Origin of the sequence: Micromonospora sp. NPDC049048 (assembly GCF_043197615.1) — a bacterium.
GTDB lineage: Bacteria > Actinomycetota > Actinomycetes > Mycobacteriales > Micromonosporaceae > Micromonospora.
In genome coordinates this window covers 476,206-489,990 of the sequence record NZ_JBICTM010000005.1, presented here as the reverse complement: position 1 = coordinate 489,990, position 13,785 = coordinate 476,206, and the positions used below count along the sequence as shown (strand labels likewise).

General features: G+C 73.0%; 10 protein-coding genes. 9 read left to right on the top strand and 1 reads right to left on the bottom strand.

From position 1 onward, the window contains the following. The first annotated feature begins 167 nt into the window (after positions 1-167). The 6 genes from ACGFIG_RS19165 to ACGFIG_RS19140 all read left to right on the top strand — a co-directional run bounded on the left by ACGFIG_RS19165 (position 168) and on the right by ACGFIG_RS19140 (position 6,781). The gene (locus tag ACGFIG_RS19165) at positions 168-1,055 is read left to right on the top strand and encodes a carbohydrate ABC transporter permease (RefSeq protein ID WP_393004559.1); all 888 of its coding nucleotides are present in this window, start codon (positions 168-170) and stop codon (positions 1,053-1,055) included. Further along, positions 1,052-3,499: a glycoside hydrolase family 2 protein gene (locus ACGFIG_RS19160; protein WP_393004557.1), complete on the top strand. Its 2,448-nt coding sequence runs from the start codon at positions 1,052-1,054 to the stop codon at positions 3,497-3,499. The genes ACGFIG_RS19165 and ACGFIG_RS19160 overlap by 4 nt, the downstream gene beginning before the upstream one ends. A 158-nt stretch (positions 3,500-3,657) precedes the next feature. Next, complete coding sequence (locus tag ACGFIG_RS19155; protein ID WP_393004555.1) at positions 3,658-3,996, top strand: ArsR/SmtB family transcription factor; 339 nt, start codon at positions 3,658-3,660, stop codon at positions 3,994-3,996. Beyond that, a complete protein-coding gene (locus tag ACGFIG_RS19150; protein WP_393004553.1) occupies positions 3,993-5,666 on the top strand; it encodes a SulP family inorganic anion transporter in 1,674 nt (557 codons plus the stop codon). Before ACGFIG_RS19155 ends, ACGFIG_RS19150 begins: the two co-directional genes overlap by 4 nt. Positions 5,667-5,748: 82 nt before the next feature. Then, on the top strand, positions 5,749-6,147 hold the full coding sequence (locus ACGFIG_RS19145; protein WP_393004551.1) for a PadR family transcriptional regulator: 399 nt from the start codon (positions 5,749-5,751) through the stop codon (positions 6,145-6,147). Next, positions 6,122-6,781 (top strand): hypothetical protein, encoded by a 660-nt coding sequence (locus tag ACGFIG_RS19140; RefSeq protein ID WP_393004549.1) that lies wholly within the window; start codon positions 6,122-6,124, stop codon positions 6,779-6,781. Before ACGFIG_RS19145 ends, ACGFIG_RS19140 begins: the two co-directional genes overlap by 26 nt. Before the next feature lie 18 nt (positions 6,782-6,799). Here the strand turns inward: ACGFIG_RS19140 and ilvD are convergent, their stop codons facing one another. Next, positions 6,800-8,647, bottom strand: coding sequence for a dihydroxy-acid dehydratase (gene ilvD / locus ACGFIG_RS19135; protein ID WP_393004547.1), 1,848 nt, complete (start codon positions 8,645-8,647; stop codon positions 6,800-6,802). A gap of 110 nt (positions 8,648-8,757) precedes the next feature. Between ilvD and ACGFIG_RS19130 the strand changes: the two genes are divergently transcribed. From ACGFIG_RS19130 to ilvN, 3 genes are all read left to right on the top strand, one after another. Next, positions 8,758-11,088: a putative bifunctional diguanylate cyclase/phosphodiesterase gene (locus tag ACGFIG_RS19130; protein WP_393004542.1), complete on the top strand. Its 2,331-nt coding sequence runs from the start codon at positions 8,758-8,760 to the stop codon at positions 11,086-11,088. Positions 11,089-11,355: 267 nt separating this feature from the next. Next, the gene (locus ACGFIG_RS19125; RefSeq protein ID WP_393004540.1) at positions 11,356-13,242 is read left to right on the top strand and encodes an acetolactate synthase large subunit; all 1,887 of its coding nucleotides are present in this window, start codon (positions 11,356-11,358) and stop codon (positions 13,240-13,242) included. Next, positions 13,242-13,757, top strand: coding sequence for an acetolactate synthase small subunit (ilvN, locus tag ACGFIG_RS19120; protein ID WP_393004538.1), 516 nt, complete (start codon positions 13,242-13,244; stop codon positions 13,755-13,757). The genes ACGFIG_RS19125 and ilvN overlap by 1 nt, the downstream gene beginning before the upstream one ends. Positions 13,758-13,785: the final 28 nt, after the last annotated feature.

The following is a 13,785-nucleotide window of genomic DNA, read 5'->3' as shown; positions in this document are numbered from 1 at the left end:
TGAGCGCGAGGAGTGAGCTTGCGAGCCCCGCAGTCGCGAACGAAAGGAGGTACAGGTGAGCGCGAGGAGTGAGCTTGCGAGCCCCGCAGTCGCGAACGAAAGGAGGTACAGGTGAGCGCGAGGAGTGAGCTTGCGAGCCCCGCAGTCGCGATCGAAAGGAGGTACAGGTGAGCGCCTCGAATCCCCGGCGGGCGGCGCTGGCGGGGCGGGCGCCGCAGCACCTGCCCGGCAGCGTCTGGACCTACCTGTTCCTGGGCGTCGTGATCGCGTTCTCGGCGTTTCCGCTCTACTGGATGTTCGTCATCGCCACGAACACCGACGAGGCGCTGGCGAAGATCCCGCCGCAGGTGCTGCCCGGTGGGCAGCTCGTCACCAACCTGCGGGAGGTCTTCTCCATGCAGGACGTGTTCTTCCTCCAGTCCCTCGGCAACAGCGTCATCGTGTCGTCGGTGGTGACGGTGTCGGTGCTCTTCTTCTGCTCGCTGGCCGGCTTCGCCTTCGCCAAGCTGCGCTTCAGGGGGCGTAACGCGCTGATGGTCATGGTCGTCCTGACCATGACGGTGCCCAACCAGCTCGGCGTCGTCGCCCTCTACATCCTGATGGGTCGGATGCCGGGGGAGGGCGGCTGGAACGGCACCCTCCTCGCGGTGATCGTGCCCGGCCTGGTCAGCGCGTTCGGGGTCTTCTACATGCGACAGTTCATCCTCGACGCGGTGCCCGACGAGTTGGTCGAGGCCGCCCGGATGGACGGCGCCAGCACCATGCGGATCTTCTGGAGCGTGGTGGTGCCGGCGGTCCGGCCCGCCATGGCGGTGCTCGGCCTCCTGACGTTCGTCGCCACCTGGAACGAGTTCCAGTGGCCGCTGATCACCCTCGGCGGCACCGACTACCCGACCTCGATGGTCGCGCTGTCCGACCTCGCCAGCGGCAACTACGTGCTGTACCGACGGGTGCTCGCCGGCGCCCTGGTCGCCACCCTCCCGCTGCTGGTGATGCTCTTCATCGGCGGCCGTCAGATCGTCCGCGGAATCATGGAAGGTGCGGTGAAGTCGTGACCCGGCAAGCGTTGCACGAGGGCTGGACCCTGCGGGCGGTACCGGGCCCGCAGGTGCCGGCGGGGATCGCCGGGCGGGCGGTGCCGGCGACCGTACCCGGCTGCGTGCACACCGACCTGCTCGCCGCCGGCCTGATCCCCGATCCGTACCTGAACGACAACGAGAAGGGGCTGGCCTGGATCGGCCGGACCGACTGGGTCTACGAGACCACCTTCACCCACGAACCCGGGAGCCACGAGCGGCTGGACCTGGTCTGCGCCGGCCTCGACACCGTCGCCACGCTCACCCTCAACGGCTCCGGGGTCGGCCGCACCGAGAACATGCACCGCGGCTACCGCTTCGACGTCCGGTCGCTGCTGGTCGCCGGGTCCAACACCCTGGCCGTACGCCTCGACTCCGCCTACCGCTACGCGGAGGCGCAGCGGGACCGGCTCGGGGACCGGCCGAACGCCTATCCGGAGCCGTTCCCGTTCATCCGCAAGATGGCCTGCAACTTCGGCTGGGACTGGGGGCCGACGCTGGTCACCGCCGGCATCTGGCAGGAGATCGGGCTGCACGCCTGGTCCACGGCCCGGCTGGCCGTCGTGCGTCCCCTGGTGACCGTCGAGGCCGGCGACGGCCGGGTGGAGCTGCACGTCGAGGTCGAGCGGGCCGGGGACGCCCCGCTCACCGTGCGGGCCACCGTCGCGGGTGCGACGGCCGACGCGACCATCCCGGCGGGGGAGCGCACGGCCGTGCTGACCCTCACCGTCCGCGCCCCGGCGCTGTGGTGGCCCCGGGGGTACGGCGAGCAGCCGTTGCACCCGCTGGAGGTGACGCTGCACGACGCCGACGGGCACCCGCTCGACACGTGGTCCCGCCGCATCGGCTTCCGCTCCGTACGCCTCGACACCGTCCCCGACGCGCACGGCACGCCGTTCGCCCTGCACGTCAACAGCACCCCGGTCTTCGTCCGGGGGGTCAACTGGATCCCCGACGACGTCTTCCCCACCCGGGTGACCCGGGACCGGCTGGCGCACCGGTTCCGGCAGGCCGCCGACGCGAACGTCAACCTGCTGCGCGTCTGGGGCGGCGGCCGGTACGAGTCGGACGACTTCTACGACCTCGCCGACGAGCTGGGCCTGCTCGTGCAGCAGGACTTCCCCTTCGCCTGCGCCGCCTACCCGGAGGAGGAGCCGCTGGCCGCCGAGGTGGCCGCCGAGGCCGCCGAGCAGGTGGTCCGGCTCGCCCCGCACCCGTCGCTGGTGCTCTGGACCGGCAACAACGAGAACATCTGGGGCTGGCACGACTGGGACTGGCAGGAGCCCCTCGCGGGGCGCACCTGGGGACGCGGCTACTACCTGGAACTGCTGCCCCGGATCGTCGGCGAGCTGGACCCGACGCGACCGTACTGGCCGGGCAGCCCGTGGTCGGGCAGCGAGGAGATCCATCCCAACGACCCGGCGCACGGCACCACGCACATCTGGGACGTCTGGAACACCGACGACTACACGAAGTACCGCGAGTACGTGCCGCGCTTCGTCGCCGAGTTCGGCTACCAGGCCCCGCCTGCGTACGCGACCCTGCGCCGGGCGCTGTCCGACGAGCCGCTTGCGCCCGACTCGCCCGGCATGGCACACCACCAGAAGGCGATCGACGGGGACGCCAAGCTCCGGCGCGGGCTCGACGCCCACCTGCCGGCCCCGGCGGACTTCGACGACTGGCACTGGCTGACCCAGCTCAACCAGGCCCGCGCGATCCAGCTCGCCGTCGAGCACTTCCGCTCGCACCGGGACGTCTGCGCGGGCACGATCGTCTGGCAGCTCAACGACTGCTGGCCGGTGACCTCCTGGTCGGCCGTCGACGGCGACGGCCGCCGCAAGCCCCTGTGGTACGCCCTGCGCCGCGCGTACGCCGACCGGCTGCTGACCGTCCAGCCCCGCGCGGGCGGCCTGGCCCTGGTCGCCGTCAACGACGGGCCGGACCCGTGGCGGGCGAGCGCCTCGGTGACCCGGCTGACCCTGGCCGGCGAGCCACGGGCCAAGACGACGCTGGAGCTGACCGTCGGTGCGTACGCCAAGGTCGAGCTGGCGCTGCCGGCGGAGCTGGCGCGGCCGGTGGAGGCCCGCCGCGAGCTGCTGGTGGCCGAGGCGGGCGACACGGCCGAGCGGGCGCTGTGGTTCTTCGTTGAGGACCGCGACGCCGACTGGCCGGCGGCCGGCTACGACGCCTCGGTCGAGCCCGTCGACGGCGGGCAGCGGGTCCGGGTGACCGCCCGGACGATCCTGCGCGACCTGACGCTCTTCCCGGACCGCCTCGACCCGGCGGCCGAGGTCGACGAGGCGCTGGTCACCCTCCTGCCGGGGGAGTCGGCGACCTTCACGGTGACCTGCGACGCCCCGCTGGACCCGGCGGCGCTGACGACCCGCCCCGCCCTGCGCTGCGTCAACGACTCCGCCGGCTGACGGGCTGGTGTTCGCGCGGCGGAGATTTTGGTAGGTTCCGGCCCTTCCGGGGGCCGTGCCGTGCCAAGATCCCTGCCCGCCAGCACGACAGCGACTTGAAAGTTTTCGCAAGTGCTAAAGTCGGCAATCAGATGTGGGGTCGCGTGACGGAGGCTGACGTGTCGGTACCGCTCTACCAGGCCAAGGCGGAGCTGTTCCGCACCCTCGGCCACCCGGTCCGGATCCGGGTGCTGGAACTGCTCCAGGACGGGCCGAAGCCGGTCCGCGACCTGCTGGCGGCGATCGACGTCGAGGCGTCCAACCTGTCGCAGCAGCTCGCGGTGCTGCGCCGGGCCGGCATGGTCACCTCCAGCCGCGACGGCGCCCTGGTGATGTACGCGCTCAGCACCCCCGACGTGGCCGACCTGCTCGCCGCCGGGCGGCGCATCCTGGGCGCGGTCCTCACCGACCGGGACGCGCTGCTGGACGAACTGCGCTCCTCCGGGACGCAGCGGTGAGCGAGGCACTCGGGCTGCGCGAGCGCTTCCTCGGGCTGCTGCCGCCGCGCGCCGACTGGCAGGCGGTCCGCCGCTCGCCACGGCGCGACCTGCTCGCCGGGCTGACCGTGGCGGTGGTGGCGCTGCCGCTGGCCCTGGCCTTCGGCGTCACCTCCGGGCTCGGGGCCCAGGCCGGGCTGGTGACGGCGGTGGTGGCCGGCGCCGTCGCCGCCGTCTTCGGCGGCTCCCACCTCCAGGTCTCCGGACCGACCGGGGCGATGACCGTGGTGTTGGTGCCGGTGGTCCAGCAGTTCGGCCCCACCGGTGTGCTGATGGTCGGGGCGCTGGCCGGGCTCGTGCTGATCGCGCTGGCCCTCGCCCGCCTCGGCCGGTACGTCCACTACCTCCCCGTCCCCGTGATCGAGGGGTTCACCGCCGGCATCGCGGTGGTCATCGCCCTGCAACAGGTGCCGGCGGCGCTCGGGGTGACCGACGCGCACGGCGACCGCGTCTGGGCCGTGGCCGCCGACGCGGTCGCCCGGTTCGTCGCGGATCCGCGGCCCGTACCGGTGGCGATGGCCCTCGGCGTCGCGGCGGTGATGCTGCTCGGCGCCCGCTGGCGTCCCGGCTGGCCGTTCTCCCTGCTCGGGGTGGCCGTCGCGACCGTCGTGGCCGAGACCGTCCCGGTCGAGCTGGCCCGCATCGGCGCGCTGCCCGCCGGCCTGCCCGCGCCCTCGCTGGCCTTCCTCGACCTCGACGCCGTCGGCGTCCTGCTGCCCTCCGCCCTCGCGGTCGCGGCGCTGGCAGCCCTGGAGAGCCTGCTCTCCGCCACCGTGGCCGACGGGATGACCGTCGGCCAGCGCCACGACCCCGACCGTGAGCTGTTCGGCCAGGGACTGGCCAACCTCGCCGCCCCCGCGTTCGGCGGGATCCCGGCCACAGCCGCCATCGCCCGTACGGCGGTGAACGTGCGCGCCGGGGCCAGCTCGAAGCTGGCCGCGCTCACCCACGCTGTCGCCCTCGCGGGGATCGTGCTGGCCGCCGCCCCGCTGGTCGGTCGGATCCCGCTCGCCGCCCTGGCCGGCGTCCTGCTGGCCACCACCGTCCGGATGGTCGAGGCCGGGTCGCTCTGGGCGCTGGCCCGCGCCACCCGGGGCGACGCCCTCGTGCTGGTGCTCACCTTCGCGGTCACGGTGGCCCTGGACCTGGTGACCGCCGTGGCGGTCGGGGTGGGCGTGGCGATCGTGATCGCCCTGCGCGCGGTGGCCCGCACGGCGCGCGTGGAACAGGTCCCGCTCGACCCGACCGAGCACAGCGCCGAGGAGCGGGCCCTGCTCGCCGACCACATCGTGGCCTACCGGCTGGACGGCCCGCTCTTCTTCGCCGCCGCGCACAACTTCCTGCTCCAACTCTCCGACGTGGCCGACGTGCGCGTCGTCATCCTGCGGATGTCGCGGGTGACCACCCTCGACGCGACCGGCGCGCAGGTGCTCGGCGACGCCATCCTCCGGCTCCAGGAACGCGGCATCACCGTGCTGCTCTCCGGCATCGACCCCGGCCACGACCAGGTGCTGGCCACCCTCGGCGTCGCCGGGCGGTTGCGCCGCGACGGCCTGGTCTTCCCCGACACCCCGGCCGCCATCCGGTACGCCCGCACCGTCGTGCTGCCCGGCCCCGTGGCGTCCCGGTGAGCGGGCTCCCCGTCGCCGCCGGTTGACCTGCCCGCGACCCAGCTACTAGACGGCGCATACTACCGGCAGTATTATGTGACGCATGATAGTCGCTGGCGGTTCGGATGACGCGGTCGAGCGGCAGGCCCAGCTACTGCGTGGCTCCCTGGACATGTGCCTGCTCGCGCTGCTGGCCGCCGAGCCGGCCCACGGCTACGAACTCGTCCGCCGTCTCGACACCGCCGGATTCGGGACCGTGAGCTACGGCACCGTCTATCCGTTGATCACCCGACTGCATCGCCTGGGGCTCGTGACGAGCGCGTCGAAGCCCAGTCCCAGCGGCCCTTCCCGCAAGGTCTACCGGCTCACCGAATCCGGCCATGAGCGGCTGCGTGCCTGGCGGGAGCAGTGGATCCGGTTCGCCGGCGTCGTGAACACGACCCTCGCCGTCCGCCCACCAAACCCAGGAGACGATCATGAGCACGTCGACATCGGCCGTTGACGGCCTCCTGTCCGCCGTCGATCGCAGTTGGCGCGCTCTCGGCGTCCACGGTCGCGACCGGCGGGCGCTCGCCGCCGACCTGCGCGCCGAACTCGAGGCAGCGGCGGCCGCCGGCGTCGATCCGGCAGAGCTTCTCGGCACCGACTCCACGGAGTTCGCCCGGAGGATCGCGGAGGAAGCCGGCGTGCGACGGACCCCGCCGCGTTACGGCCAGGTTCTGGGCGTGGCGAGCGCGGGCGCGGTCGTCTCCCTCGTCGTGGGATACCTCGTGGCCATCGGCCTGCACCTCGCGTTCGTGGCGGCGTTCGACCTGCCGCGAAGTGTGCGCGTGCCGGTGTGGCTTGCCGCTGGCGTCTTCTACGGTGGCGTCGCGGCGGTCGTCGTCGCCGGCGCGGTCCTCGCCGTGCGCGTCGCCCTGCGCGACGCACCCCGCATTCGACACACCGCGACGCGGCTGGCACTGCTCTTGCCACCCGCGCTCGCGGCCGGGATCGCCGCCGCGGTCGCGGTCGGCTGGACGCTCGGCTTCTCGCTCACCCCGCTCGCGATCGGGGCCGAGGCGGCGATCGTCCTCGCGGCCTTCCTGGTGGCAACGGCGCTGGCCCGTCGCTGGTCGGTGACGGCGACGGGGTGAGCCGGCCCGCCGTGGCGGTTACTCCGGGACGCGGCGGTAGGCGCCGTCGCTGGCCGAGGTCGCCATCGAGGCGTACGCGCGCAGCGCCGCGGACACCGGCCGCTGCCGGTCGAGCGGGGTGTACGGCCTGTCGCGCTTCTCCTGCGCGATGCGCCGGGCCTCCAGCACGTCGGGGGCCACGTTCAGCTCGATGGACCGGGCCGGGATGTCGATGACGATCTCGTCACCCGGCTCGACGAGCGCGATCAGCCCGCCGGAGGCCGCCTCCGGGGAGACGTGCCCGATGGAGAGCCCGGAGGTGCCGCCGGAGAAGCGCCCGTCGGTCAGCAGCGCACAGGATCGGCCCAGCCCCCGGCCCTTGAGGAACGAGGTGGGGTAGAGCATCTCCTGCATGCCGGGGCCGCCCTTCGGCCCCTCGTAGCGGATCACCACCACGTCGCCGGCGACGATCCGCTTGTTGAGGATCGCCTCGACCGCGTCGTCCTGGGACTCGTAGACCTTGGCCGGGCCCCGGAAGGTCAGGCACTCCTCGGGCACCCCGGCGGTCTTCACCACACAGCCCTGCGGGGCCAGGTTGCCGTGCAGGATCGCCAGCCCGCCGTCGGCGCTGTACGCGTGGGCGAGGTCTCGTACGCAGCCCTCGGCCGCGTCGGTGTCCAGGGACGACCAGCGGTTGGTGGTGGAGAACGGCTCGACGGTACGCACCCCGCCCGGGGCGGCGTGGAACAGCTCGAGCGCCTCCGTCGTCGCCGACCCGCCCCGGACGTCCCAGTCGGCGAGCCAGCGCTCCAGGCTGGGCGAGTGCACGGCGTGCACGTCGCGGTGCAGCAGGCCGGCGCGGTCCAGTTCGCCGAGGATGGCCGGGATTCCGCCGGCCCGGTGCACGTCCTCCATGTGGTACTGCGGGGAGTTCGGGGCGACCTTCGCCAGGCAGGGCACCCGGCGGGAGACGGCGTCGATGTCGTCGACGCCGAAGTCCAGCTCGGCCTCGCGGGCGGCGGCGAGCAGGTGCAGGATCGTGTTGGTCGAGCCACCCATCGCCACGTCCAGGGCCACCGCGTTCTCGAAGGCGGCCCGGCTCGCGACCGCGCGGGGCAGTACGGAGGCGTCGTCGCCGTCGTACCACCGCTTGGCGATCTCCACGGCGGTGCGGCCGGCCTCGACGAAGAGCGACCGGCGCGCGGCGTGGGTGGCCAGCGTCGAGCCGTTGCCCGGCAGCGCCAGGCCGATCGCCTCGGTGAGGCAGTTCATCGAGTTGGCGGTGAACATGCCGGAGCAGGAACCGCAGGTGGGGCAGGCCGACCGCTCGATCTCGCCGAGCTGGTCGTCGGTGACGGCCTCGTTCGAGGAGGCGATCATCGCGTCGATCAGGTCGATCTTGGAGTGGACGACGCCCTCGATCGCGACGGTCTTGCCGGCCTCCATCGGGCCGCCGGAGACGAAGACGGTCGGGATGTTCAGCCGCAGGGCGGCCAGCAGCATCCCGGGGGTGATCTTGTCGCAGTTGGAGATGCAGACCAGGGCGTCGGCGCAGTGGGCGTTGACCATGTACTCGACCGCGTCGGCGATCAGCTCCCGGCTGGGCAGGGAGTAGAGCATGCCACCGTGGCCCATGGCGATGCCGTCGTCCACGGCGATGGTGTTGAACTCGCGGCCCACCCCGCCGGCCGCGGCCACCGCCTCGGCGACCAGGCCACCCATGTCCTTGAGGTGCACGTGACCGGGTACGAACTGGGTGAAGCTGTTGGCGATGGCGACGATCGGCTTGCCGAAGTCGTCGTCGGTCATCCCGGTGGCCCGCCACAGGGCCCGGGCGCCGGCCATCGTCCGACCGTGCGTGGAGGTCTTCGACCGCAGCTCAGGCATACCCACCAGTGTTACACCGCCGCTCCGGCGGCCGGCCGGCAAGCGCACCGTGTCCCAAAGGATGCACACCCGGGGCTCCGCGCGAGAGCGGTATCCGGCACAGTTGGGGCGTGCAGTTCCCCCCGGGCATGGTCGCGGTCGCGGTGCTGTGCGGGCTGGTCGCCGCGGCGGCCACCACACTGTCGTTCGCCGGCGTCCGGCGCGCCGGGCCCCATCGGCAGGCGTACGCGCTGCTCGCCGCCGCGTCCGGGGTGGCGCTGGTCACCCTGCTGCTCGGGGTGGCCGTGGCGCTCTCCACCGCCGGGCACGCGGAGCACGTCCCGCAACGGCGCACCGGCTGGGCCGGCATCGTGTCGATCGGCACGGCGGCCAGCGGGCTGCTCTTCTGCGCCGGGCTGCTCCGGCTGCCCGGTGTGGCGACCACGGCGGCGGCCACGGCCCGGCTGGCGCTCGACGGCCTGGTGATGGCGTCGGCGTTCTGGTTCGTCGGCTGGGTGCTGTTCTCCGAGCCCACCCGGTTGCTCGGTGCGGCCACGCCGATGGCCTGCGTGCCGATCCTGCTCGCCACGGTCAGCGCGGCCCTGATCGCCGGGCTCGCCCTCATCGTGGCCTTCCGCGCCCCGCCGCCGCGCGGTCGTGCCGTCTGGCTCGGTGCCGGGGCCACCGCCGTAACCTGTGGCGGGCTCGGCCTCGCCACCGGCCTCTGCCAGGCGGGGCCGGGCGTGGCGCTGGTCGGGGCGGTGGTGCTGGCCAGCGGCCTGGCCGCCGCCGCGTGGGCCGGCCGCCGGATGGACACGCCGGCCCAGCCGGCCCTCGACCTGATCCGCCGCGACGGCGCGTACGCGTTCGTCCCGATGTTCGCCATGGCCGCCTCGGCGATGTACCACCTGCTCCAGGACGGCCGGTTCGACGCGCTCGGCATCGTCGCCGGCAGCACGGAGGGCTTCGCCCTGGTCACCCGGCAGTACCTGACGCTGCGCGACGTCCGGGGCTACGCCCAGCGGCTGGCCGAGCGCGAGGCGCACTTCCGTGAGCTGGCACACACCGACCAGCTGACGGGGCTGGCCAACCGGCGGGGGTTGTTGCAGGCGCTGCACCGCTGCGCCGGGGCCGGCGCCCCCTGCGTGCTGCTCGGGCTCGACCTCGACGGCTTCAAGCACGTCAACGACATGCGGGGCCACGACGTGGGCGATGCGGTGCTGGCCGAGGTGGGCGAGCGGCTGCGCACCCACCTGCGCCCCGGTGACGTGGCGGCCCGGCTGGGCGGCGACGAGTTCGCGGTGCTGATGCACGGCCAGCCCGCCGACGCGGACCGGGTCGCCGAGCGCCTGCTCGGAGTGCTCGGTGGCGCCTACGACCAGCCGGCGGGGCCGGTCTTCCTGTCGGTGAGCATCGGGGTGGCCGGCTGGGCCGGGGAGCCCGACGTGGAACTGCTGCTGCGCCACGCCGACCTGGCGCTGCGCTACGCCAAGCAACGCGGCAAGAACCGGATCGAGCGCTACGACGCCGCGTACGACCAGCTGCTGCGCCGGCGTACCACGGTGGAGCACGAGCTGCGCGGCGCCATCGAACGGGACGAGCTGCGCCTGGTGTTCCAGCCGGTGGCCTCGCTGCCCTCGGTGCGTCCGGTCGGCGCGGAGGCGCTGCTGCGCTGGCGTCATCCGGTGCTGGGCAACGTCGGCCCGGACGAGTTCATCCCGCTGGCCGAGGAGTGCGGGATGATCGCCAAGCTGGGTGCCTGGGTGCTGCACCAGGCGTGCCACCAGCTCTCCCGCTGGCTGGCCGAGGGGCACGACGTCTGGGTCTCGGTCAACGTGTCCCCCCGTGAGCTGCACGCCCCGGAGTACGTGGTCCAGGTCGCCGAGGCGCTGCGCGTCCACCACGTGCCGCCGCAGCGGCTGGTGCTGGAGGTCACCGAGCACGCCGTCGCGACGGACCTCGACGAGCTGATCCGGCGGCTGACGGCGCTGCGGCTGACCGGCGTACGGATCGCGTTGGACGACTTCGGCGCAGGCTACTCCTCGCTGGGGCAGCTCCGTCGCCTGCCGATCGACATCCTCAAGATCGACCACGGGCTGGTCGCGGAGCACGAGCCGGTGCGGCCGGTGGGCCGGGACGGCCCGGCGTTCGCGCCGATGGTCGACATCGTGATGCGGCTCGGCCACCAGCTCGGCCTGGAGGTCATCGCCGAGGGGGTGACCACGCCGACGGAACTGGCCGCCGTGGTCGCCGCCGGCTGCCGCTTCGGCCAGGGGGCGCTCTTCGGCTGGGGCGTGCCGGCCGAGCACCTGGAGGCGATGCTGGAGGCGGCCACGTCCCCCGGCGCCCGCCCCGCACCGGCCCCGGGCGGTCCGCCCGCGCCGCCGCCCCGCCGGCCGCCGACGTTATCCGCCCCGCGCCCCGCCGAGCAGGAGTCCGCGCAGGTGGAACGGGGTTTCTAGCGCCCGTTCGGGTGAAATACCCCCACCCGTTAACCAACATGTGGGATCAGTTGACTCATCGCGTGAGATGCGTCAGGCTTTACCGCATGTCGTCTTATCGGTCGCTGCGAGTACTTACCTGAGCGCACTCTCCCTGTCGAGAGTGCGCCGGCCCCGTGCATCCTGCACGAGGGCTTTTTTGTTGCCGTCGGACCAATCGACGTCGGGCAACGCCCGCGTCGCCCGCTCGATCAGCCTCACCCACTCCAGCCGAAGGCCTGAACCGCCATGACGAGACCCACGCCAGAGACACTCGCCCACTCCGCCCGGCGGGCCCGCCCGGTCGCCGAGCCCGCGAGCGACGCCGAGCACGCCGGCACCGCCCGCGCCGCGGCCACCCAGGCCGTCCCGGGGGTACACGCCCCCGCCCCGGCCCAGGTCAGCGGCGCCGGCTCCCTCGTGCGCTCCCTCGAGGCGCTCGGCGTCGACGTCGTCTTCGGCATCCCGGGCGGCGCCATCCTGCCGGCGTACGACCCGCTCTACGACTCCACCGTCCGGCACATCCTGGTCCGCCACGAGCAGGGCGCCGGGCACGCGGCGACGGGCTACGCCCAGGCGACCGGCCGGGTGGGGGTCTGCATGGCCACCTCCGGTCCGGGCGCGACGAACCTGGTCACCCCGATCGCCGACGCGTACATGGACTCGGTGCCGATCGTGGCGATCACCGGCCAGGTCGCGCGGCCCTCGATCGGCACGGACGCCTTCCAGGAGGCGGACATCCAGGGCATCACCCTGCCGATCACCAAGCACAACTTCCTGGTGCAGGAGGCCGGGGAGATCCCCCGGGTGCTGGCCGAGGCGTTCCACCTGGCCGCCACCGGCCGGCCCGGCCCGGTCCTGGTCGACATCCCCAAGGACGTCCTCCAGGCGGAGACCACCTTCACCTGGCCGCCGACGCTGGACCTGCCGGGCTACCGCCCGACCCTGCACCCGCACGGCAAGCAGATCCGGGAGGCGGCCCGGCTGATGTCCGGCGCGCGGCGTCCGGTGCTCTACGTCGGCGGCGGCGTGCTGAAGGCCGGTGCCACGGAGGGGCTGCGCCGGCTGGCCGAGCTGACCGGGATCCCGGTGGTCACGACGCTGATGGCGCTCGGCGCGTTCCCCGACTCGCACCCGCAGCACCTGGGCATGCCCGGCATGCACGGCACGGTCTCGGCGGTCTACGGCCTGCAGAAGGCCGACCTGATCGTGGCCCTGGGCGCCCGCTTCGACGACCGGGTGACCGGCAAGCTGGACTCGTTCGCCCCCGACGCGGCGGTGGTGCACGCCGACATCGACCCGGCCGAGATCGGCAAGAACCGGCACGCGGACGTCCCGATCGTCGGCGACGCCCGGCACGTCATCGAGGAGCTGATCGCCGCGGTCGGCAACGAGCAGGCGGCCGGCCGGCGCGCCGACCTCGCCGACTGGTGGACCCAGCTCGACGACCTGCGCAAGCGGTACCCGCTGGGCTACGACGACCCGGTCGACGGCACCCTCTCCCCGCAGTACGTGATCAAGCGGCTCGGCGAGCTGGTCGGCTCGGACGCGATCTACGTGGCGGGCGTCGGCCAGCACCAGATGTGGGCCTCGCAGTTCATCTCCTACGAGAAGCCGTACACCTGGCTGAACTCCGGCGGCCTCGGCACCATGGGCTACGCGGTGCCGGCGGCGATGGGCGCCAAGGTCGGCAAGCCGGACACGGTGGTGTGGGCGGTCGACGGCGACGGCTGCTTCCAGATGACCAACCAGGAGCTGGCCACCTGCGCGCTGGAGGGCATCCCGGTCAAGATCGCCCTGATCAACAACGGCAACCTCGGCATGGTGCGGCAGTGGCAGACCCTGTTCTACGGGGAGCGCTACTCCAACACCGACCTCGGTACCCACAAGCACCGCATCCCCGACTTCGTGAAGCTCGCCGAGGCGCTCGGCTGCGTGGGGCTGCGCTGCGAGAACGCCGAGGACGTCGACAAGACCATCGCCGCCGCGATGGCCATCGACGACGCCCCCGTGGTCATCGACTTCGTGGTCGGCAAGGACGCCATGGTGTGGCCGATGGTCGCCGCCGGCACCAGCAACGACGAGATCATGTTCGCCCGGGGCGTCCGCCCGGCCTTCGACGAGGATGACATCTGATGACCATGCACACCCTCAGCGTCCTGGTGGAGAACAAGCCGGGCGTCCTGGCCCGGGTCTCCGGCCTGTTCTCCCGGCGCGGCTTCAACATCGACAGCCTCGCCGTCGGCGAGACCGAGAACCCGGACGTGTCGCGGATCACCATCGTGGTCAACGCCGAGTCGTCCCCGCTTGAGCAGGTCACCAAGCAGCTCAACAAGCTGGTCAACGTGCTCAAGATCGTCGAGCTGGACCCGCAGGTCTCGGTCGCCCGGGAACTGCTGCTGGTCAAGGTGCGCGCCGACCGCGCGGCCCGGGCCCAGGTGCTGGAGACGGTCAACCTGTTCCGGGCCCGGGTGGTCGACGTGGCTCCGGACACGCTGACCGTCGAGGCCACCGGAACCCCGGACAAGCTCGACGCGCTGCTGCGCGACCTCGAACCGTTCGGGATCAAGGAGATGGTCCAGTCGGGGCTGGTGGCGATCGGGCGCGGCTCGCGCTCCATCACCGCCGGGCCCTCGCTGCGGGCCGCCTGACACCGACCCGGCCGGCATCCGCGCCGGC

Bases quoted from the DNA above. Each gene is read 5' to 3' on its own strand.
- ACGFIG_RS19140 (WP_393004549.1), top strand. From the start codon at position 6,122: ATGAGCACGTCGACATCGGCCGTTGACGGCCTCCTGTCCGCCGTCGAT.
- ACGFIG_RS19145 (WP_393004551.1), top strand. From the start codon at position 5,749: ATGATAGTCGCTGGCGGTTCGGATGACGCGGTCGAGCGGCAGGCCCAG.
- ilvN (WP_393004538.1), top strand. From the start codon at position 13,242: ATGACCATGCACACCCTCAGCGTCCTGGTGGAGAACAAGCCGGGCGTC.
- ilvD (WP_393004547.1), bottom strand. From the start codon at position 8,647: ATGCCTGAGCTGCGGTCGAAGACCTCCACGCACGGTCGGACGATGGCC.
- ACGFIG_RS19125 (WP_393004540.1), top strand. From the start codon at position 11,356: ATGACGAGACCCACGCCAGAGACACTCGCCCACTCCGCCCGGCGGGCC.